Genomic DNA, 22,535 nt, shown 5'->3' on the forward strand with positions numbered 1-22,535 from the left:
CCAATTTCGCGAATACGCGGCTCCACAGGATTTTCCGATGACCAGACGCATATGGCCCGGCGCGCCGACCCCCCTCGGCGCCTCCTACGACGGCGAAGGGGTGAACTTCGCGCTGTTCTCGCAGTCCGCCACGAAGGTGGAGCTCTGCCTCTTCGAGGCCGTCGACGACGTCGTGGAGCGCGTGCGCATCGAGCTCTCCGAGCGCACGTCCCACGTCTTCCACGGGTACGTGCCGGGGCTCAAGCCCGGCCAGCTCTACGGCTACCGGGTGCACGGGCCGTACGACCCGCGCTCGGGGCACCGCTTCAACCCGGCGAAGCTGCTCGTCGATCCGTACGCGTACGCGCTCTCGAGCGAGCCGAACTGGAAGGCGCCGCTCTACGGCTACGACCGCGGGGAGCACCCGCCCGAGAGCGTCGCCGGCAAGGCCGAGAAGGGCGACGGCGCGGCGGGCGAGAAGGGCGAGGCCGGGCGCGCGGCCAAGACGGCGAGCGACCGGCGCGCCGCGGAGGCGCGCGCGAAGGAGTGCGCCGCGCCGACGCCGACGGCGCTCGACGACCTCGAGATCTGCCACCACGACAGCGCGTGGGGCGCGCCGAAGTCCGTGGTGGTCGACCACCGCTTCGCGTGGGACGGCGACAGGCCGCCGGCGACGCGCTGGCAGGACACGATCCTCTACGAGGTGCACGTCAAGGGCTTCACCCAGCGGCACCCGGGCGTCCCCGCGAACCTGCGCGGCACGTACGCGGGGCTCGCTTCCGACGCGGCGATCGCCCACTTCAAGAAGCTCGGCGTCACGGCGATCGAGCTGCTCCCCGTGCACGAGATGGCGAGCGAGCGCGAGATCTGGGAGCGCGGGCACATCAACTACTGGGGCTACAACACGCTCTCGTACTTCGCGCCCGCCGGCCGGTACTCGTCGGGCGGGCGGCTCGGCCAGCAGGTGGCCGAGTTCAAGGCGATGGTGAAGGCGCTCCACGCCGCCGGCATCGAGGTGATCCTCGACGTTGTCTACAACCACACCGCGGAGGGGAACCACCTCGGCCCGACGCTCTCGCTGAAGGGGATCGACAACTGGACCTACTACCGGCTCGTCCCGCACAACCCGCGCTACTACATGGACTTCACGGGCTGCGGGAACACGGTGAACACGCGCCACTACCAGACGCTCCAGCTCGTGATGGACAGCCTGCGCTACTGGGTGACCGAGATGCACGTCGACGGCTTCCGCTTCGACCTCGCGTCGGCCCTCGCGCGCGGGCACCACGACTTCGACCGCCTGAGCTCGTTCTTCGACATCATCCACCAGGACCCGGTCCTCTCGCGGACGAAGCTCATCGCGGAGCCGTGGGACGTGGGCGAGGGCGGCTACCAGGTCGCCAACTTCCCCGTCCTCTGGACGGAGTGGAACGACCGGTACCGCGACTCGGTCCGCCGCTTCTGGAAGGGGGACCTGCTCGCGGCCGACCTCGGCTACCGGCTCACCGGGTCGAGCGATCTCTACGCGTCGAGCGGGCGGAGGCCGTACGCCAGCGTGAACTTCGTGACGGCGCACGACGGGTTCACGCTGAACGACCTCGTCTCGTACAACGAGAAGCACAACGAGGCGAACGGCGAGGGCAACCGGGACGGCACGAACAACAACCACAGCTACAACCACGGCGTCGAGGGGCCCTCGGACGACCCGGCGGTCGTCGAGCTGCGCGAGCGGCAGAAGCGCAACCTGCTCGCGACGCTGCTGCTCTCGCAGGGGGTGCCGATGATCAACGCGGGCGACGAGATCGGCAAGACGCAGCAAGGGAACAACAACGCGTACTGCCAGGACAACGAGATGTCGTGGCACGACTGGGACCTCGACGAGCGGCGCAAGCAGCTCTTCGAGTTCACGTGCCGCCTCATCGCCCTCCGGCGCAGCCAGCCCGTCCTGCGCAGGCGGACGTTCTTCTCGGGCGGCTACGTGCACGGGAGCGGGCTCAAGGACATCGTGTGGTTCCGCCCCGACGGCGGCGAGATGACGCCGGAGGACTGGACGCACCCGAACGCGCGGGCGATCGGCTACCTGCTCGGGGGCGACGCGATCTGCACGCCCGACGCGCGCGGCGAGATGATCACCGGCGACACGCTGCTCGTCCTCATCAACGCGAACCACTCGCCGCTCGAGTTCGTGCTGCCCGCGATCGAGCTCGGCGAGCGCTGGGAGGTGCTCGTCGACACGCGCACCGCCGGGGAGCCGGCGCGCACGGTGCCGGCGAGGCCAGGGGGAGAGCGCTACCTGCTCGTCGACCGCTCCGTGGCGGTGCTGCGGCTCCTCGACCGGAAGGGCACGAACACGAAGAAGAAGGTCAGCAGCAAGGCGCCGAAGTCGCGCAAGGCCCTGTAGCCGTCGCCCGGGTTCTCCCGGGCGGTCCGGCCCCCCGGCGAGGCGCGCCTCGCCCGGGGGGGCCTGCGGCGGCGCGGTGCAGGGGGCCTGAGCGAGGACCTAGCCGGGCAGCGGCTCCGCCTGCGCCGCGGCGACCCACTCCGCGAGGCCCGGGTGGCGCCACATCGCCTCGGCGTACTCCGCCGCGGCGCCCATGAGCGGGACCGCGTACGTGCGGAACCGCGTGACCACCGGCGCGAACATCGCGTCCGCGATAGTGAAATGGCCGAAGAGGTACTCGCCCTTCTCGCGGTGGGCTCGCCGGCATTCGGCCCAGATCGCCGTCACGCGGGCGACGTCCGCCTCGGCCGCGTCGTCGTGCGCGATCGGGGCGATCTCACGGCGCAGATCCATGGACATCGCGTTGCGGAGCGCGGTGAACCCGGAGTGCATCTCGCTCGACACCGACCGCGCGAGCGCCCGCGCCGCGCGATCGTCCGGCCAGAGCCGCGCCTCGGGGAAGAGCTCGGCGACATACTCGCAGATCGCGAGGGAGTCCCAGAGGAGGAGGTCGCCGTGCCGCAGCGCCGGCACCCGCCCCGAAGGGGAGCGCCGGAGGAGCGCCTCGCGCGACCCCGGCTGGTACAGGGCGATGACCTCCTCGGAGAACGGAGCGCCAGTGTGCCTCAGCGCGAGCCAGGCGCGGAGCGACCACGTCGAGTACGTCTTCGTACCCACATACAGGACCAGCGGTTCCATCACACCTCCCAGGGGCTCGCCGTCAGGCGACGAACGCGCCGGGTTCTAGTTCAGGCGCTGGCGCGTGTCTCGTCCATTCGCGCTGTAACCGGCGCCTCGCCGACGAGCTGACCGAAGTCCATCTTGAGGACGCGATCCGCCAGCCCGAAGTACCTGTCATCGTGGCTGATGACGATGATCGTCTTGCCGCTGGCCCTGAGCTCCGGGAGGATCTGGCGGTAAAAGACGTCTTTGAAGACGGGATCCTGGTCCGCCGCCCACTCGTCGAACAGGAGGACCGGCCGGTCTTCCAGGTACGCGGTGAGCAGCGCGAGGCGCTTCCTCTGCCCCTGTGACAGCGACGTCGTGGAGAGGACGCCCCCCTCGACAGACACCTTGTGGTCGAGCTGAAGGCGAGAGAGGTAGGCCCGCGCCCGCGCGTTGAGCTCGGGAGAGTCGAGCCCGATCAGGCGCTCGAACAGGTGGAAGTCGAAGAACACAACCGAGAAGAGCTGCCGGTACGCCTGCCGGTTTCCGTCCGTGATCGCCTCTCCGTCGAGCCGGATCTCGCCGGCCTCGGGCTCGTAAAGGCCGGTGATCAGCTTCGCGAGGGTCGTCTTGCCGCTGCCGTTGCCCCCCACGATGAAGATCATCTCGCCGCGCCGCACGCCGAGGTGGATGGGGCCGAGCGTGAAGGTGTCGTCCTTCCCGTCGGATCGGTACGCGTGCGTCACCCCGGCGAGCTCCAGCCGCTTCCATTTCTCGGGGAGCGGGGCCGTCGCCTCGGCCTCGCCCGTGTCGACCTTGAGGCTCGCGCCGAGGTCCTCGACCTTCTGCACGGCGATGCCCGCCCGGCTCAAGGCCGGGATCGCGCCGATGAGGACCTGCATGGGGGTCATCAGGTAGAGGAGGATGAGCGAATAGCCGATCAGCGCCTCGGGGCTCGTCACCTGGAAGAGCGGCAGGACGAAGAGCGTCACGCCGATGATGGTGAACACCACCCCCTGTCCCCAGCCGTTCGCGGCGGTGAGCGCGACCATGCCGCGCACGTTGCTCGCCTGGACGGCGCCGGCCTCCCCCTCGAGCGACGTCGCGAGGAACGCCTCGCGGCGCCTCGCGTGGAGCTTCAGCTCCTTCACGCCGCGCGTGAGCCCGCGGAAGGTCTTCATCAGCTCGTCGGTCGCCTCGCGCGCGCGGCGGAAATGGCGCGTCGCCCGGCCCATCGGGAGCTGATACCCGACGACGCCGAGGACGATGAGCGCGATCACCGAGGCCAGCATGACGGGCGAGAGCCACCCCATGTAGGAGAGGCCGCCGACGACGACGACGAGGTTGACGCAGATGATCGGGATCAGCTGCAGCGCCGCGGTGATGACGGGGACGTCCTCCGTGAGCACCGTGAGCATCCGCGGCGGGCCGATCTCCTCGAGCTGGCGGAGCGGCGCGCCGAGGATCTTCCGGCAGATCTTCACCCGGAGATCGAAGAGCGCCCCCTGGCTGAGGCGCGTGAGCAGGATCTCCGAGTGGTAGCGCGCGAACGGGAGCAGCAAGCACACAGCGGCGAAGGTCCACATCACCGCGCCGCGGTCACCCTGGAGCGCCCGGTTGATGAGCACGAGCGCCGCCGTGTTGCAGGCGCCGCAGACAACCCCCGCGAGCACAGCGAGGACGAGGATCCGCCGGGAATAGCTGGCGACGAAGGAGAGGAGCTTCATGGACGCTCGGTGGTGGCGGGGCGCTGCCCCCGGTTCGACGGGGCGCGGGCGGCCGCGACGAGGATCTGACCGAGCGAGATCCCGCCGTCGTTCGGCGGGACAAGCCGGTGGCAATACGGCGTGAGGCCCTCCTGCTTCAGGCGCCGGAGCGCGTTGATCAGGACGAACTCGTTCATGAAGACGCCGCCGCTCATGACGACGCGGCGCACGTCGTACAGCGCGGCGAGGCGCAGGCAGACAGCGGCGATCACGTCCACCACCGTCGAGTGGAACCGGCGGCTGAGGTGCGCCGGCGTGGCGTCCGGCTCGTCGAGCGCGCGCAGGAGGTCCCGGACCAGCGGCCGGTAGTCGACGACGACGCGGCCGTCGCGCTCGTCGATGCCGTAGAGGAGAGGCGCGGCCGTCCGGAAGTCCCGCTCGAGCAGCGCCTCGAGCTCGATGGCGGCCTGCGCCTCGTACTCGACCTCGTGGCAGACGCGGAGGAGCGAGGAGACGCCGTCGAACAGCCGGCCCATGCTCGTCGTGGGCGTCGCGTTCAGCCTGCGCTGCGCCATCTTCACGAACACCTCGCGGCGCTCGTCCGCGAGGTCCGCGAGCGCGGGGACGCGGAGCCCGCCGAGCTCGTCGCCGAACGTCTCCACGAGCAGCGAGACGGCGACGCGGATGGGCTCCTTGACCGCCTTGTCGCCGCCGAGGAGGACCATCGGCCGGAGGTGCCCGGCGCGGACGAAATCGCGGTAGTCGCCCACCAGGAACTCGCCGCCCCAGATCGTGTCGTCGAGGCCGTAGCCCGAGCCGTCGAAGATGACGCCGATCACCCGCTCGTTCAGCCCGTTCTCCGCCATGCAGGCGGCCATGTGGGCGTGGTGGTGCTGCACCGTGGCGACCTGCGCGCCGCCCTGGTGCTTCGCCGCCCGCGTCGAGCGGAACGCGGGGTGCATGTCGCACGCCACCGTGTCCGTCTGCACGGACAGGAGCCGCTGCACGTGCGACGAGCAGTCGACGTGCGCGCTGAACGTCGAGTCGTTCTTCAGGTCGCCGATGTGCTGGCTGATGAAGACCTGGCTGTCCTTGCCGACGGCCACGGTCGTCTTCAGCTCGGCGCCGAGGGCGACGACCGCGCCGACGCCCTGCGCCAGGTGGATCGGGTACGGCGCGTAGCCCCGGGAGCGCCGGATGAAGGAGAGGAGCGGCGCGTCGAGGCCCTCTGCCTCGGTGAGCCGGACGACCGAGTCGTCGACGCGGGTGCGGATGTCGCGGTCGTGCAGCACGAAGTAATCGGCGATGTCGCGGAGCTGCGAGAGCGCCGTGTCGTTGTCGTACGCGATCGGGTGCCCGGAGAGGTTGCCGCTCGTCATCACGAGGACGTCGAGCGCCGGGTCCTCGAGCAGGAGGTGGTGCAGCGGCGTCGACGGCAGCATGACGCCGAAGCTCGGGTTCCTGGGGGCGATCGCGTCGGGCAGGGAGCCGGGCCGCCGGCGCAGGAGCACGATCGGGCGCTGCCGGCTCTCGAGCAGCGCGCGCTCGGGGGGGCTGAGCTCGACATGGCGGCTCGCCGCCTCGCAGTCGGCCACCATGATCGCGAACGGCTTGGCGTCGCGGCGCTTGCGCCGGCGCAGCTCCTTCACCGCCGCCTCGTTGCGGGCGTCCGCCACCAGGTGGAACCCGCCGAGGCTCTTGACCGCGAAGAGCGCGCCCTCGCGCAGCCGCTCGATCGCGAAGCGGACCGGATCTGCCGCGTCGATGGGCGCGCCGAGCCGATCGGTGAGCGTGAGCCGGGGGCCGCACGCGGGGCACGCGTTCGGCTGCGCGTGGTAGCGCCTATCCTCGATGTCCTCGTACTCGCGCGCGCAGGCGGGGCACATCGGGAAGCTCCGCATCGTTGTCTGCGACCTGTCGTACGGCATGTCGCAGATGATCGAGTAGCGCGGCCCGCAGTGCGTGCAGTTGATGAACGGATAGCGGTGCCGGCGGTCCGCAGGGTCCCTGAGCTCCCGCAGGCAGTCGGCGCAGACGTCCGAGTCGGGCGGGATGAGCGTGTCCGTGTAGCGCAGGTCGACGCTGCCGCGGATCTGGAAGTCGTCGTGGCGGGGGGCGGGCTCGGCGAGCGCCTCCTCGCGGACGCTCGTGATCCGCGCGAGCGGCGGCGGCGAGTCGATCAGCGCGCGCAGGAACGTCTGGATCTCGTCGTCTCCGGCCTGCAGCTCGAGCAGCACGCCCTGAGAGTCGTTGAGGACCCAGCCGCGCGCCCCGACGGCGCGCGCGAGCCGGTGCACGAAGGGCCGGAAGCCGACGCCCTGGACGATGCCCGAGACCCGGAAGCGGCGGGTCACGGTCGGCAGCGGCTCAGCAGAGTCGGGGGAGTTCGGCGCCATGGAGCTCCTCGAGGAGGGTTTGAGTTCCATCCGGCTCGATCATCGAGACGGCCGGCGCCGGGGCGCTCTTGACCTCCCCGATGACCGCGGCGTTGCGGCCGTACGGGTGCGCGCGGAGGATCCCGAGAACGTCACCCACCTTGTCGGCCTCGACGAACAGGCAGAGGCACCCCTCGTTGGCGAGGTGGATGAGGTTGATGCCGAGCATGTCCGCGGCCATGACGGCCTCCGGCAGCACGGGCAGCGCCGCGCGCGCGAACGAGAGCTCCGCGCCGGAAGCGCGGGCGAACTCGTGGAGGACGGCGCAGAGGCCCCCGCGGGTCACGTCGCGGATCGCGGTCACCGCGCCCCCGGGCACGCCCCGGAGGACAGCGTCGATGAGCCCGTTGAGCGGCGCGCAGTCGCTCTGCACCCGCTTCTCGAAGCCGAGGCCCTCGCGCACCGACAGCAGGTGAATGGAGTGGTTGCCGAGATACCCGCTCACGACGATCTTGTTCCCGGGCCGCACGGCGCGGCTCACGAGCGGCTGGCGCTCGAAGACGCCCACGCCGGTCGTGTTGAGGAAGAGCCGGTCGGCCTCGCCCTTGCCGACGACCTTCGTGTCGCCGGCGACGATCTTCACGCCGGCCTCCCTCGCCGCGTCGCGCACCGACTCGAGGACGCGGATCAGCGAGGACATCGGGAAGCCCGCCTCGATGATGAGGCCCAGGGTGAGGTACAGCGGCCTCGCGCCGCTGACCGCGAGATCGTTGACCGTGCCGCAGACAGCCACCTTCCCGATATCGCCGTTGCCGAAGAACAGCGGCGTGACGACGAACGAGTCCGTGGTGACGGCGATCCGGCCCGCGGGCACCTCCAGGATCGCGCTGTCCTCCATCGCGCCGATGTAGGTGTCGCCGAGCGTCGCGGCGATGCGCTCGACGAGCTCCCGGCTCAGGCGGGCGCCGGTCCCGTGGTCGAGGACGACCTCTTCATTCTCGTTGGCGTGCTCTCTTGTCATGTGAAGCTCCAGGGTTGGCTCCGCAGCGTCTGCGGTGAGGGTGGGTGAGGGAGACGAGGCCGCCCGGCCCCTCGGCCTCGTCGTCCCGGGTCGTCAGGCCAGCAGCTCTTCCCGGCTCGGCAGGTCGTCGCTCTGGCGGAGGCGCTTGATGATCTCCGCGCCGGGCGCGATCGCGGCGCAGTACGACGCCATCCACTCGAGGGAGCGCTTCTTGTCCTCCTCCTTGAGCGAGAACACGCAGTCCTCGGGGACCCACACCTTGTAGCCGCGGAAGAACGCGTCCGCCGCGGTGGTCTGCACGCAGATCTGGGTCTGGATGCCCGTGACGAGCACCGTCTTGACGCCGAGCTCCTTCAGCTTGTCGTCGAGCGGCGTCTCGTAGAACCCGCTGTCACGGTGCTTGACCATCACGAGGTCGGACGGATGGACGAAGTCCTTGATCAGCTCGGCGTTGGGAGTGCCCTTGATCGCGGGGATCTCCTTGCCGCGGAAGCGGCGCTGGATCTGGGGGTCCGACGGATCGTTGATGAGCTGGAGGTGGACGATTGTGTGCCCCAGGGCGCGGATGGCGCCGAGGAACATGTTGAACTGCGGCGCCACCCTGGCGAGGAGCTCGCGACCTCCAGGCATCTTGTCGATGAACTCGTACTGGAGGTCGTTGGTGAGCACGGCGATGTTGGGCATGGGAATTCCTCTTCGATGCGGTTGATGGATTCGAGCCGAGTCGTGCGAAAAACCTTGGTTGGCGGCGGCGCGCGGCGGCGCGCAGCGGTGCGTGCGCAAGCGTCGCGAAGCGCCGCGAAGCGCGGCGGCGCTCGCGGCGATCACCCCGGCGGCGGCGCGCTCCCGGCGTCGCCGTCCGCCTCGATCAGCGCCGCCCGGACGCGCTCCGCGAGCGCCTCGACGTGAGGCCTGCGGAGCAGCGTGTAGTGATCGCCGGGCGCGACGTGGCTCCGCAGGGCAGGGGCCCACCGGGCCCAGGCAGGCAGGGGATCCCTGCGCGGAGAGGCCTCGGCGCGGAAGAGCTCCACCCGGGCCTCTACCGCGCCGGGGGCGTAGCGCGCGAGCAGCGCGGCGTTCCGCTGGAACACGTCGAGCAGCGCCTCCAGCTCGCCGAGCGTGGTCTCGCGGGGCAGCGCGCCGAGCTCCTGCGCGCGCTCGAGCAGCCACGCGGCATGGAGCGCGCCGTCGCCCAGCCCGGCGAGCTCCGCGGCGGCCGACGCGCCCGAGATCCCCGCGAGATCGGCGGCGAACTGCGCGATCGGCGGGAGCTCGTCGCCGGGCTCGTCGAACGGCGGGAGGTACGCGTCGAGCAGGACGACGGCGGCGACGCGCCGCCCGCCGCGCTCGAGGACGCGGGCCATCTCGAAGGCCACGGCGCCCCCCATCGACCAGCCGCCGAGGAGGTAAGGCCCCTCGGGCTGGACGCGGCGGAGCTCGTCGCAGTAGGCCTCGGCCATCTCGCCGACGCTGCCGAGCGCGCGCGGCGGGGTCTCCAGGCCGAACGCCTGGATGCCGTAGACGGGGCGATCCCGCCCGAGCGCGCGCGCGAGGTCGGCGTAACAGAGGACGTTGCCGCCGATCGGATGCACGAAGAAGAGCGGCGCGCGCGGGCCGCCGACGTGGAGCGGGACGACGACGGAGGCGCGGCCCGGCGGCGCCCCCTGCTGCTCGCGCAGGAGCGCCGCGAGGCCCTCCGCCGTGGGCGCGCGGAACAGGCTCGTGAGCGGGAGATCGCGGCCGAAGCGGCCGCGGATCTCGGCCATGAGCCGCACGGCGAGGAGCGAGTGCCCGCCGAGCGCGAAGAAGTCGTCGGTCACGCCGACGCCGCCCGCGCCGAGGAGCTCCTCGAACAGCGCGCAGAGCTCGAGCTCGACCCTCGTCCTCGGCAGGACGCGCGCTCCGCCGGCGCCCCCCGCGGGCGCGGACGCCGCGAGCGCCCGGCGATCGATCTTGCCGCTCGGCGTCTGCGGCCACCGCTCGAGCGGCGCGAGGACCGGCGGGACCATGTAGTCGGGCAGCCGCTCGGACAGGAACCTGCGCAGCGCGCCGGCGTCGGCGCGCCCGCCGCGCGGGATGAAGAAGGCCGCGAGCCGCACGTCGCCTGGGGCGTGCTCCCGGGTGACAACCGCCGCCTCGGCCACGTCGGGGTGAGACGCGAGAACGGCCTCGATCTCGCCGAGCTCGATGCGGAAGCCCCGGATCTTCACCTGCTCGTCGAGCCGGCCGAGAAAGTCGATCTCGCCGCTCGGCAGCCACCGCACCAGGTCGCCTGTGCGGTAGAGCCGCGCGCCCTGCGCCTCGGGGAACGCGGCGCGCACGAAGCGGGACGCTGTCAGGTCGTCGCGGTTCAGGTACCCGCGCGCGAGGCCGATCCCGCCGATGTGGAGCTCGCCCGGGACGCCGATGGGCGCCGGCTGGCCGTGGGCGTCGAGCACGTAGACCTGCGTGTTCGGCAGAGGGCGGCCGATCGTGGGCCGCGCGACGTCGGGCGCGTACTCGGCCGAGGTCGCGAGCACCGTGGCCTCGGTGGGGCCGTAGCCGTTGAGAAAGCGCCGGCCCCTCGCCCACCGGCGCGGCAGCTCCGCAGGGCACACCTCGCCGGCGACGCACAGCACGCGCAGGTCGGGGAGCGGGTCGAAGGGGACCGCCATGAGCGCCGACGGGGTGAGCATCGCGATCTGGATCCGCTGCTGCCGCAGGAGATCGACGAGCCCGGGCCCGGGCATGAGCGCCTCGGCGCGCGCGAGGCACACGACGGCGCCGGCGAGGAGCGGCACGAAGATCTCCATCACGGAGACGTCGAAGCTGAGGCGGGTGAACTGGAGGACGCGGGTCCCCGGCTCCACGCCGAGCAGCTTGCGCTGCGCCTCGGCGAACGCGGCGAGCGAGCGGTGCTCGATGAGCACGCCCTTCGGGCGCCCCGTCGAGCCGGAGGTGTAGATGACGTACGCGAGGTCGTCGGGGAGCGCCCCGGCGTCGGGGTCGTCGGCCCGCTCGTGCGCGAAGGCGGGCTCGCCCTCGCCGAGCCGCACGACGGGCGGCAGCGCCGCGGGCAGCGCCGCGAGGAGCTCGGCCTGGGCGATGAGCAGCGCGGGGCGCGCGTCCTCGATCATGAAGGCGAGCCGGTCGCGCGGGTAGGTCGGGTCGAGCGGGACGTACGCGCCGCCGGCCTTGAGCACCGCGAGGAGCGCCACGATCATGTTCGGCGAGCGCGGCATGCACACGCCGACAAGCGCGCCGCGCCGCACGCCGCGGGCGCGGAGGTGGTGCGCGAGCTGGTTGGCCCGCCGGTTCAGCTCGCCGTAGCTCACCGGCGCGCCCTCGAAGAGGAGCGCCGTCCGCTCGGGGGCCTCGGCGGCCCGCGCCTCGAACAGGCGGTGCGCGCACGCGGCCCCGGGGGCGGGCTGCGAGGGGCCGGCGCCGAAGGCGCGCAGCACGAGGTCGCGCTCCTCGCGCCCGAGCAGCGGCAGGTCGCCGACCCGCAGCTCCGGCCGCGCGGCGCTCGCCTCGAGCAGGGCCTCGAGGTGGCCTCGCCAGCGCTCGATCGTGGCGCGATCGAACAGGTCGGCGCTGAACTCGATCCCGCCGGAGACGGCCTGGTCGCCCTCCTCCAGCGCGAGCAGGAGGTCGAACTTCGCTGTCGCTGTGTCGACGGCGAACGGCGACGCGTCGAGCTCCCCGAGCGCCCGCGGCCGCTCCGGGGCGCCCTGGAACGCGAAGGCCGCCTGGAAGAGCGGCGTGCGTCCGAGGTCGCGCTTGACCTGCAAGGCGTCCACCACCTGCTCGAACGGGACGTCCTGGTGCTCCTGGGCCTCGAGCGTGACCTGCCGGACGCGCCGCACGAGCTCGAGGAAGGTGGGGTTGTCGTCGACGCGGACGCGCAGGACGAGCATGTTGACGAAGAAGCCGACGAGCGGCTCCATCTCGACCTGCGTGCGGCCGCCGGTCGGCGAGCCGACGGCGACGCCGGCGCGGCCCGTGTACCGGTGCAGCAGGGCGACGAAGCCGGCGAGGAGCAGCATGAACATCGTCGCCCCCTCGCGCCGGCCGAGCGCGCGGAGCGCCTCGACGAGCGGCGCGGGCAGGCTCACCGGGACCGTGTCGCCGCGGTGCGAGAGGGCGCTGCCGCGCGGCCTGTCGGTGGGGAGCTCCAGCGGCTCGAGGTCGAACAGCGCGCGCTTCCAGTAGTCGAGCTGCCCTCGCCAGGCGTCGGCCTGCGCGCGCTGCCAGATCGCGACGTCGGCGTACTGCACCGGGAGGGGCGGCAGATCCGGCGCGCGGCCCGCGCGCGCCGCCTCGTAGAGCGCGGACAGGTCGCGGAACAGCACGGGGATCGAGCCGCCGTCGCAGGCGATGTGGTGCGCCGTGACGAGGAGCACGTGCGCCTCGTCGGAGAGGCGGAGCAGCGCCGCGCGGATCGGCGGGCCGGAGGCGAGGTCGAACGGCCGGCGCGCCTCGTCCTCGGCGGCGCGCCGCGCGGCCTGCTCCCGCTCGCGCTCGGGGACGCCGGAGAGGTCGACGAGCCGCAGATCGAGGCGCGCCTCGGGCATCACGACCTGCACCGGCTGGCCGCCGCGCAGCTCGAACCGGGTGCGCAGCGCCTCGTGGCGCGCGACGAGCTCATCGAGGCTCCGCGCCAGCGCGGCGCTGTCGAGCGGGCCGCGGAGCAGGAGGCCGATCGGCATGTTGTAGACCGCCGTGCCGGGCTGGAGCTCCTCGATGAACCAGAGGCGCTGCTGGGCGTGGGAGAGCGGCGCCTCCGCGCCGCGGGGCGCCGGGCAGAGCGGCTGGAGGGCGCCGCGGCCGCCGTCCCGCCGCGCGCGATCGACGCGCTCGGCGAGGGCCGCGACAGTCGGCGCGTCGAAGGCGGCGCGCAGGGGCAGCTCGACGCCGAACAGCCGCCGCGCGCGCGCGACGACCTGGACGGCGAGGAGGGAATGCCCTCCGAGCGCGAAGAAGTCGTCTGTCGCCCCGATCCCGCCGCGGCCCAGGACCTCGCCCCACACGCCCGCGAGGGCCTGCTCGGTCGGGGTCGACGGCGCGCGCCGGCCCTCGCCGGCGACGGCCGAGCGGCGCGGCGCCGGGAGCGCCTTGCGGTCGACCTTGCCGTTGGCGTTGAGCGGCCAGGCGTCGAGCTCGACGAAGGCGGACGGGACGAACGGCTCGGGCAGCCGCTCGGCGATGAACGCCCGCAGCGCCTGCGCGTCCAGCGGCCGCCGGACGAGGAGGTAGGCGACGAGCCAGGGGCCGGCGGGGCCGTCGTCCCGCGCGAGCACGAGCGCCTCGCGGACGTCGGGGTGCGCGGCGAGCGCGGCCTCGGTCTCCGCCGGCTCGACGCGGAAGCCGCGGATCTTCACCTGGTGATCCAGCCGGCCGAGGTACTCGAGCTCGCCTGTCGAGAGCCAGCGCGCGCGGTCGCCGGTGCGGTACATCCGCGCGCCCCTGGCCTCGTCGAGCGGGCAGGGGACGAACCGCTCGGCCGTGAGCTCGTCGCGCCCCAGGTAGCCGCGCGCGACGCCCGCGCCGGCGATGTAGATCTCGCCGGCCACGCCGACGGGCACCGGCTGGCGCCGCGCGTCGAGCACGTAGACCTGCGTGTGATCGATGGCCCTGCCGATCGTCGGGCGCGCCGCGGCTGTCACTGTCGCCTCGGTCGAGTACGTCGTTGTCTCGCTGGGGCCGTAGAGGTTCAGGAGCCGCGCGACGTGCGGCAGCGCGAGCACGTCGCGCGCGAGCGAGGCGCGGAGCGGCTCGCCGGCGAGGCACACGGTCCGCACGGACGCGGGGATGCCGGAGACGGCGAGGAGCGCCGCCGCGGCGGAAGGGACCGTGTTGAGGAGCGTGACCTCGCGGGCGCGCCGGAGCGCGGGCAGCGCGAGCGCGTTCTCCGCGAGGACGACCTTGCCGCCCCAGCAGAGCGGCACGATCAGCTCGAAGACCGAGAGATCGAAGCACGTGGACGTCGACGCGAGGACGCCGGCGAGCTCCTCGTCCGAGAACGCCCGCCGCGCCCACCACGCCAGCGCGACGGCCTGGCGGTGCTCGATCACAACGGCCTTGGGCCGGCCGGTCGAGCCGGAGGTGTAGATGAGGTACGCCGCCTGGTCCGGCCGGCCCGCCTCCAGCGCGGCGCGCGGCTCGTCCTGCGCCGCGCCGGCGGCGATCTCGTCGAGCAGGAGGACCTCGGCCGACCCGGCCGGCACGAGCGTCGAGAGCGCGCGCTCGGTGATGAGCAGGTGCGCGGCAGCGTCCTCGAGGAGGAGCGCCAGCCGCTGGGCGGGGTAGCCCGGGTCGAGCGGCACGTGGACGCCGCCGGCCTTGAAGATGGCCCAGATGGCCACGACCATGTCGAGCGTCCGCCGCACGCACAGGCCCACGCGCGTCTCCTGCCGCACGCCGAGCGCGCGCAGCCGCAGGGCGAGCGCGTCGGCGCGGCGGCGGAGCTCGCTGTAGGTGAGCTCGCCGTCGTCGGACGCCACGGCCACCGCCTCGGGCGACCGCTCGGCCTGCGCGTCGAGCAGCTCGTGCAGGCACGCGGCGGGCGGCGGCGGGGTGCTCGTCTCGTTCCACGAGATCAGCACCTCGCGCCGCTCGGGCGGCGTGAGCAGCGGGAGCTCGGCGACGCGGCCCCGCGGATCCGCGGCGGCGGCGCGGAGGATCGTCTCGTAGTGACCCGCGAGCCGCGCGACCGTCCCGGGGTCGAACAGGTCGAGATCGAACTCGATGGCGCCCTCGATCGCCTCGCCGGACTCGGTGAGGAAGAGCGTCAGATCGAACCGCGCCTGCTCGGTCTCCAGCGCGACGGGCGACACCTCGACGCCCGGCAGCGCGAGCGCGGGCGGGGGCACGTTCTGGAGCGCGAACATCACCTGGAAGAGCGGGTTCCGGCTGAGGTCCCGCTCCACGGCGAGCGCGTCGACGACGACCTCGAAGGGCAGGTCCTGGTGGGCGTACGCCTCGAGCGCGTCGGCCTTCACGCGGCCGACGAGCTCCGCGAACGTCGGCTCGCCGTCGAGCCGCGCGCGAAGGACGAGCGTGTTCACGAACAGCCCGATGAGCGGCTCGATCTCGGTCCGCCCGCGGCCGGCCACCGGCGTGCCGACGCAGAAATCCTCCTGGCCGCTGTAGCGGTGGAGCAGCGCCTCGAAGGCGGCGAGGAGCGTCATGAACAGCGTGGCCCCGAGCTCCTGGCTGCGGCGCCGGAGCGCGGCGGCGAGGTCGGGCGGCAGCTCGAACCGGTGCGTGCGCCCGCGGCGCGACGGCGTCGCGGGGCGGGGGCGGTCCGTGGGGAGCTCGAGCGGCGGCGCGCCGTCGAGCCGGCGCCGCCACACCTCCCGCTCGGCCTGGAGCACGTCCTGGGTGAGCTCCTGCCGCTGCCAGGCGGCGTAGTCGGCATACTGGACGGGCAGCGGGGCGAGCCGCGGCGCCTCCCGCCGCGCGAACGCCGCGTACGCCGCCGTGAGCTCGCCCGCGAGCACGCCGAGCGACCACCCGTCCGAGGCGATGTGGTGGAGCGTGACGGCGAGCGCGTGCTCGCCGGGCGCGAGCCTGAACAGCGACGCGCGCAGGAGCGGCCCCTTCTCCAGATCGAACGGCCTCGCGGCCTCCTCGGACGCCAGGCGCTGAAGGGCGGCCTCGCGCTCGGGCGCGGGGAGCGCCGCGAGGTCGACGAGGGGGAGGGGCCACGCGTCCGGCGCGGCCTGGAAGCGCTGGACAGGGCGGCCGTCGACGGCGTGGAGCGTGGCGCGCAGGACCTCGTGCCGCCGGACCACCTCTGCGAACGCGGCCGCGAGCGCCTCCACGTCGAGCGCGCCGCGCAGGCGGAGCGCCGCGGGCACGTTGTACGTGGCGCTCTCCGGCTCGAGCTGGTCGAGGAACCAGAGCCGCTGCTGCGCGAAGGACAGCGGCGCCTCCGCGCCGCGCGGCGCCGGCGAGAGCGGCCGCGGCGCCGGGCGCGCGCCCCCCCGGGTCGCCCGCTCGAGCTGCGCGGCGAGCCGGGCGATGGTCGGCGCCTCGAAGAGCGACCGGACCGCGACGTCGATGCCGAGCACGTCGCGAAGGCGGGCCGCCGCGCGCGTCGCCGAGAGCGAGTGCCCGCCGATCGCGAAGAAGTCGTCGTGCACGCCGACGCGCTCGACCCCGAGGACGGCGCGCCACACCTCGCTGATCGCCTGCTCCGTGCCGGTGCGCGGCGCTGTCGGCGCCGCGAGCTCCCCGGCGGCGGTCCACGCGGGCGCGGGCAGCGCCTTGCGGTCCACCTTGCCGTTCGCGCTCAGCGGGAGGGCCTCGAGCGGGACGATCGCGGCCGGGACCATGTAGCCCGGCAGGCGCGACGCGAGCTGCTCCTTGAGCGCGCCCGGATCGAAGGCGGGCGCCTCGGGGACGACGTACGCGACGAGCCGCGGATCCCCCGGGGCGTCCTCGCGCGCGACGACGACGACGTCGCGGATCCCCGCGCACCGCGCGAGGACCGACTCGATCTCGCCGAGCTCGATGCGGAAGCCGCGGAGCTTGATCTGGTGGTCGATCCGACCGAGGAACACGAGCTCGCCGCCGGGCAGGCGCCGCACAAGATCGCCCGTCCGGTACAGGCGCGCCCCCGCCGCGCGGGAGAACGGATCCGGCAGGAACGCCGCCTCGGTGCGCTCCGGGTCGTGGAGGTACCCCCGGCCGACGCCGTCGCCTCCCACGTACAGCTCGCCGGCGACGCCGATCGGCACGGGCTGGCGCCGTCGATCGAGCACGTAGAGCTGCGTGTTCTGGATCGGGCGCCCGATCGGCACGTACGCCGCGTCCTCCGGCGGGGGCTCGTCGATGACGTGCTGGGCGACGTCGTCCGAGCACTCCGTCGGGCCGTACGCGTTCATCAGCGGGATCTGCGGGTAGAGCGCGAGCCACCGGCGCGCGAGATCCGGCGCGAGCGCCTCGCCGGTGAGCATGAGCCACCGCAGGCCGTCGAGGCGCGGCCGCCACGACGGGCGCGACTCCAGCTCGTCGAGCGCGCCGCGCAGCAGCGACGGGACGACCTCGAGGACGGTGATGCCGAGGTCCCCCACCGCGTCGAGCAGCCGCACGGGATCTGTCGCGATCTCGTCCGGCACGAGCCGGCACGCCCCGCCCGCGAGCAGGGCGGAGAGGAGCTGCCACACCGAGATGTCGAAGCTGATCGGGGCTGTCTGCGCGACGACGTCCGACGGCCCGAGCCCGAGGGAGCGCACCTTCGCGAAGAGGTGGTTGAGCATCCCCCGGTGCTCGACCATCGCGCCCTTGGGCGCGCCGGTCGATCCGGACGTGAAGATGACGTACGCGAGGTGCTCCGGCCGCGCGCGGCCAGGCGCGGCGCCGGGCGCCGCCGCGCCGGCGGCGAGCAGCTCGCCCGCCGAGAGAGCCTCCGGCGCGGCCGGGCCCGCGGCGGCGATCTCGCCCCGCAGCGCGCCCGGGATCGCGTCGCCCACGAGGAGGAGCGGGGCGCCCGCGCGCGCGAGGATGTCGGCGTTGCGGTGCGCCGGGTGCCCGGGGTCGAGCGGCACGTACGCGCCGCCCGCCTTGAGGGCGCCGAGCGCGAGCACCGCGAAGTCGAGATCGCGCCGCGTCAGCAGGCCGACAAGGCGATCCGGGCCGACGCCGCGCGCGCAGAGCGCCTGCGCCGCCTTGTCGGAGAGGCGGTCGAGCTCCGCGTACGAGAGCCGCTGCTCGCCGCACGCGACGGCGATCTGCGCAGGCGTCCGGGCGGCCTGCTCCCGGAAGAGGTCGTGGAAGCAGGCGTCGGGGAGGGGCGCCGCCGTGTCGTTGCAGCCCGCGATCAGGGAGCGCTCCTCGTCCGGTGTGAGCAGCGGGAGCTCGTCGATCGGGCGGTCCGGCGCCTCGGCGGCGGCCCGCAGGAGCACGCCCAGGTGACCCGCCATGCGCTCGATCTCGTCGCGCGCGAGGCGGTCCTCGCGGTACTCGAGCGCGGCGACGAGATCGCCGTGGAGGCGCGCCACGCTGAGCCCGAGATCGAACTTCGCTGTGCCCTCCACGGCCCCGTCGGGGGCCCAGAGCACGGGCCGCCACAGCGCCCCCGCGACGCCCGCGGGCGGCTTCGAGGGGCTCTCCTGCACGTTCTCCAGCACGAAGCTCGCCTGGACCAGCGCGTCCCGGTCCCCCTCGCGCCGGAAGCCGGCGGCGCGCGCGATCTCGTCGAACGGCAGCTCGGCGTGCTCCATCGCCTCGGCCATGGTCCGGCGCACGCGGCGAACGAGCTCGCGGTAGCTCGGGCTCCCGCCGAGATCGACGCGCAGGACGACCGTGTTCGCGAAGAAGCCGACGATCTCCTGGTGCTCGGGGCGGCTCCGGTTGGCGACGACGACGGCGATGCCGAGGTCCTCCTGCCCCGTGGTGCGGCGCAGCAGCGCCGCGTAGATCGAGGCCAGGGCGACGAAGAGCGTCGCGTTCTCCGCGCGCGCGGCGGCGAGCGCCGCCTCGACGTGCGGCGCGGGCAGCGAGAAGCGGACCGTCCCGCCGGCGAACGGCGACGCCGCCGCGCGCCGGCGCTCGGCGCCGAGGTCGAGCCGCGGCAGCCCCTCGAGCTTCGCCTTCCAGTAGGCGCGCTCCGCGTCCATCTGCGCGAGCGCGGCCCGCTGCGCGCGCGCGTAGTCGGCGTACCCGAGGGGCGGCGCCGGCCGCGCGTCGGCCTGGCCGGCCGCGCGCGCGGCGTAGGCCGCCGCGAGATCGCGCACGAGCACCTCGATGGACCGGCCGTCGGTCACGAGGTGGTGCTGCGCGAACAGGAGGACGTGGTGGCGCTCGCCGAGCGACACGAGGCACACCCGGAGGAGCGGCCCCTCCTCGAGCGCGAACGGCCGCTGCCCCCACGCGGCGGCGAGCCCGCGCAGGCGCTCCTCGCGCTCCTCGGCCCCCGCGCCCTCGACGCGCGCGCGGGCGAGGGGCACCGCCACCTCGGGCAGCACGATCTGCCGGGGCTCCCCGGCGATCTCGCGGAACACCGTGCGCAGCGCCGGGTGCCGGCGGACGACGGCCGCGAGGCTCTCCTCGAGCTTCGCCTCGTCGAGCGCCCCGACGATCCGGGCGCCGAACACAACGTGGTAGAGCGGGCTCTCCGGCGCGAACCGGCAGAAGAACCACAGGCGGAGCTGGTGGGACGAGAGCTCGAGCGGCTCCCCCGCCGCCGCCGCCGTGGGCGCGGGGGCCGGGCCGGGCGCCGGCGCGTCGAGCGCCGCCGCGAGCGCCGCCGCGAGCTCCTCGACCGTCGTCGCCTGCCAGACGAGCTGCGCCGGCACAGCGACGCCGAGCAGCTCCTCGAAGCGCGCCTGCAGCTCGACGCTCGCGAGCGAGTCGAGCCCCAGCGCCATGAGCTTCGATGTCGGGGCCACGCTCCCGACGTCCACCCGCGCGAGCCGGGCGAGCTCCTCGCGCGCCACCTCGACGAGCAGGCCCGCGCGCTCCGGCGCGGGCACCGCGCGCAGCGCGAGGCGCATCATCCGCGCCGGATCGGCCGCGGCGCGCGCCCGCTCCGCCCCCGCCGGCGCCTCCGGCGCGACCGACACGGCGAGCGTCTCGAGCGTCCCGTCCCGGAACCCCTGCGCGCACGCGTGCCGCTGGATTTTTCCACTCGACGTCTTCGGGATGGTGCGCGGGCGGAGCAGCACCACCGCGTGCGGCTGCACGTCGTGCTCCCGGGCGATCGCCGACCGCAGCGCCTCCACGACGTCCGGCGGCGGGTCGCCCCCGCCCCGCGTGTCGAGCTCGGCCGCGACGGCGAGCCGCTCCTCCCCGCCGGCCTCGATCGAGAACGCCGCGGAGCAGCCGGGGCGAACGCGCGGGTGCGCCGCCTCCACCGTCCGCTCGATGTCGTCGGGGTACAGGTTTCGCCCGCGGATGACGATGAGGTCCTTGATGCGCCCGGTGACGAACAGCTCCCCTCCCGACAGGAAGCCGAGGTCCCCAGTCCTCAGGTACGGCCCGGCGTCGTCGCCCTCGAGGCGCGCGCCGAACGTGCGCGCCGTCTCCTCGGCGCGCCCCCAGTACCCGCCCGCGACGCTCGGGCCGGCGACCCAGATCTCGCCGATCTCGCCGTCCGCGCGGCGCTCGCCGCCCTCCGGCGACACGACGGCGACGCGCGATCGCGGCGCCCCCGACGACACGAGCCGCCGCGCCCCTGCGGCGGCCGGGTCCACCTCCAGCGACACCCCCCGCGCGAGCGCGCCCGCGTCGACGCTCACGCAGGTGGGCGGCGCGGCGCGGAGGCCGCCGGAGACGAGCAGCGTCGCCTCCGCGAGCCCGTAGCACGGGTAGAACGCCTCCCGGCGGAAGCCGCAGGGCGCGAACGTCGCCGCGAACCGGTCCAGGGTCTCGGCGCGGACGGGCTCCGCGCCGTTGAACGCCACCGTCCAGCAGCGGAGGTCGAGCGCCGCCAGCTGCTCGCGGGTCGCCTTGCGCGCGCAGAGGTCGTACGCGAAGTTCGGCCCGCCGCTCGTCGTGGCCCGGAAGCGCGAGATCGCCTCGAGCCACCGCATCGGCCGCTCCAGGAACGCGAGCGGCGACATCAGCGTGCACGGAAAGCCGACGAAGATCGGCTGCAGCACCTTGCCGATCAGCCCCATGTCGTGGAAGAGCGGCAGCCACCCGACGCCCGACGAGCCCGCGTCGTGCTCGAAGCCGGCGAGGATGGCGCGCTCGTTGGCCATCACGTTCGCGTGGCTCACCATCACCCCCTTGGGGTGCCCGGTGGAGCCCGACGTGTACTGGAGGAACGCGAGCGTCTCCCCCGAGATCGCCGGCGCGCGCCACGCCGAGGCCGCGCCGGGCTCGATCGCGTCCGTGGCGATCCAGCGGAGCTCGGCGAGCTCCGGCGCCTGCTGCCCGAGCGCCTCGGCCATGAAGGCGATCTGCGCTGTCGACAGGACGAACCTGGCGCCCGCGTCGCGCGCGATCGCGCGGAGCCGCGGCAGGGTGCGATCCATCTGAACGGGGTTCGGCGGGTAGGTCGGGACAGCGACGACGCCGGCGTAGACGCAGCCCATGAACGCCGCGATGAAGTCGAGCCCCGGCGCGTACAGCAGCAGCGCGCGCTCCCCGGCGCCCCCCGCCGCCTGCAGCGACGCGGCGATGGCCGTCGCGCGCACGTGGAGCTCACGGTACGTCCACTCCTCGGCGCCGCCGTCCACGTCCCCTGTCGTCAGGAACCGGAAGGCGAGGGCGTCGCCCTGGGCCTCCGCGCGCGAGCGGAGGAGATCCACCAGGGTCGCGCAGCGACCCAGATCACGCAACACGTCACCGTTCATCGAAAAGCTCCAGCGCTCTTTCGCGCTCCGCCGCGCTCTGCGAGGGCCCGCCCGGCGTCAGCGCGTCATGTCGAAGAAGTCGTCGATCCACACAACGTCGCCCGCCGACTCGGCGCGCGCGTAAACCCACCTCGCCACGGCGAGGTCGAGCGTCCCCATCCCGAACGGCGAGAACACGATGGGCTTCGTCCGCGGCACCGCGCGCTGGCCGAGGAGCACCTCGGCCAGCGTCCCCGTCACGAAGTCGCGCCGGCCGGACTCCTGCTCTGCGAGGTGGAGCGACGTCCCGGCGCTCATCACGTGCTCGACGCTGTCCACCACGTTGAACGACGAGAGGACGATGCTGGGCGACAGGTCGCGGAGCGACAGGTGCAGAACGACCGGCGCGTGCGAGAACCAGCTCGGATCGTGGACGTGCGGCGCGCCGGCCGAGGTCGTGAACACAAGGAGATCGCTTTGCCGCACCACGGTCTCCAGGTCCTTCGCCACCCGGACACGGCGGCGCCAGGCCGGATCGAACGCGCCGTCCAGGAACCGCTCGGGCTCGGCGGGGTTCGTGTCGAACAGCAGCACCTCCGGGATCTCCCAGCCGAGGCGCGACAGGAACGAGACAACGTACCTGGCGATGAGCCCCGTCCCGACGATGCCCAGCGCGCCCGCGCGCCGCCCCCCGGAGAGCGCCGCCGCGGCGGAGACCGCGGAGGCCGCTGTGCGCGCCGCCGAGATGATCGACCCCTCGAGGCACGCGAACGGATACCCGTTGTCCGCGCGGTTCAGGACGATCACCGCCGACGCCCGCGGGACGCCTTGCCGGATGTTCGCCGGATAGCTGGCGATCCACTTGATCCCCGATACGGGCTCACCGCCGCCGAGGTGGGCCGGGAGCGCGATGATCCGCGCGTCCGGCCGGTCGGGGAAGCGGAGGAAATAGCTGTTGGGACAGACCACCTCGCCCCGGTGGCCCGCGAGGTACACGTCCTCGACCGCCTTGACGCACTCCTCGGGGCTATCCTCGATGAGGCGTCGAATCACACTGCCAGAGACCACACCAAAGCGCATCGC

The 22,535-nt window shown here is 73.6% G+C and carries 8 protein-coding genes; 1 reads left to right on the top strand and 7 read right to left on the bottom strand.

The features are described from left to right. Window positions 1-37: 37 nt before the first annotated feature. On the top strand, window positions 38-2,380 hold the full coding sequence (glgX, locus tag WMF42_RS11205; RefSeq protein ID WP_437691893.1) for a glycogen debranching protein GlgX: 2,343 nt from the start codon (window positions 38-40) through the stop codon (window positions 2,378-2,380). Between the two features lie 99 nt (window positions 2,381-2,479). Here the strand turns inward: glgX and WMF42_RS11210 are convergent, their stop codons facing one another. The 7 genes from WMF42_RS11210 to sbnB all read right to left on the bottom strand — a co-directional run bounded on the left by WMF42_RS11210 (window position 2,480) and on the right by sbnB (window position 22,532). After that, window positions 2,480-3,118: a glutathione S-transferase family protein gene (locus tag WMF42_RS11210; RefSeq protein ID WP_437691894.1), complete on the bottom strand. Its 639-nt coding sequence runs from the start codon at window positions 3,116-3,118 to the stop codon at window positions 2,480-2,482. Between the two features lie 50 nt (window positions 3,119-3,168). Beyond that, window positions 3,169-4,812: a cyclic peptide export ABC transporter gene (locus WMF42_RS11215; protein WP_437691895.1), complete on the bottom strand. Its 1,644-nt coding sequence runs from the start codon at window positions 4,810-4,812 to the stop codon at window positions 3,169-3,171. Then, window positions 4,809-7,187, bottom strand: coding sequence for a carbamoyltransferase HypF (hypF, locus tag WMF42_RS11220; RefSeq protein WP_437694258.1), 2,379 nt, complete (start codon window positions 7,185-7,187; stop codon window positions 4,809-4,811). The genes WMF42_RS11215 and hypF overlap by 4 nt, the downstream gene beginning before the upstream one ends. Then, on the bottom strand, window positions 7,159-8,187 hold the full coding sequence (hypE, locus tag WMF42_RS11225; RefSeq protein WP_061608291.1) for a hydrogenase expression/formation protein HypE: 1,029 nt from the start codon (window positions 8,185-8,187) through the stop codon (window positions 7,159-7,161). Before hypE ends, hypF begins: the two co-directional genes overlap by 29 nt. 93 nt (window positions 8,188-8,280) lie before the next feature. Further along, the gene (locus WMF42_RS11230) at window positions 8,281-8,871 is read right to left on the bottom strand and encodes a cysteine hydrolase family protein (protein WP_061608290.1); all 591 of its coding nucleotides are present in this window, start codon (window positions 8,869-8,871) and stop codon (window positions 8,281-8,283) included. 140 nt (window positions 8,872-9,011) lie between these two features. Then, window positions 9,012-21,473 carry an amino acid adenylation domain-containing protein gene (locus tag WMF42_RS11235; RefSeq protein WP_437691896.1) on the bottom strand — a complete coding sequence of 4,154 codons (12,462 nt, stop codon included), beginning with the start codon at window positions 21,471-21,473 and terminating at the stop codon, window positions 9,012-9,014. Window positions 21,474-21,530: 57 nt separating this feature from the next. Then, window positions 21,531-22,532: a 2,3-diaminopropionate biosynthesis protein SbnB gene (sbnB, locus tag WMF42_RS11240; protein WP_061607425.1), complete on the bottom strand. Its 1,002-nt coding sequence runs from the start codon at window positions 22,530-22,532 to the stop codon at window positions 21,531-21,533. Window positions 22,533-22,535: the final 3 nt, after the last annotated feature.

This window comes from Sorangium sp. So ce176 (assembly GCF_051519835.1).
In the GTDB taxonomy this organism is placed as follows: Bacteria; Myxococcota_A; Polyangia; order Polyangiales; family Polyangiaceae; genus Sorangium; species Sorangium cellulosum_G.

Bases quoted from the DNA above. Each gene is read 5' to 3' on its own strand.
- glgX (WP_437691893.1), top strand. From the start codon at position 38: ATGACCAGACGCATATGGCCCGGCGCGCCGACCCCCCTCGGCGCCTCC.
- hypF (WP_437694258.1), bottom strand. From the start codon at position 7,187: ATGGCGCCGAACTCCCCCGACTCTGCTGAGCCGCTGCCGACCGTGACC.
- WMF42_RS11230 (WP_061608290.1), bottom strand. From the start codon at position 8,871: ATGCCCAACATCGCCGTGCTCACCAACGACCTCCAGTACGAGTTCATC.
- hypE (WP_061608291.1), bottom strand. From the start codon at position 8,187: ATGACAAGAGAGCACGCCAACGAGAATGAAGAGGTCGTCCTCGACCAC.
- WMF42_RS11210 (WP_437691894.1), bottom strand. From the start codon at position 3,118: ATGGAACCGCTGGTCCTGTATGTGGGTACGAAGACGTACTCGACGTGG.
- sbnB (WP_061607425.1), bottom strand. From the start codon at position 22,532: ATGCGCTTTGGTGTGGTCTCTGGCAGTGTGATTCGACGCCTCATCGAG.
- WMF42_RS11215 (WP_437691895.1), bottom strand. From the start codon at position 4,812: ATGAAGCTCCTCTCCTTCGTCGCCAGCTATTCCCGGCGGATCCTCGTC.
- WMF42_RS11235 (WP_437691896.1), bottom strand. From the start codon at position 21,473: ATGAACGGTGACGTGTTGCGTGATCTGGGTCGCTGCGCGACCCTGGTG.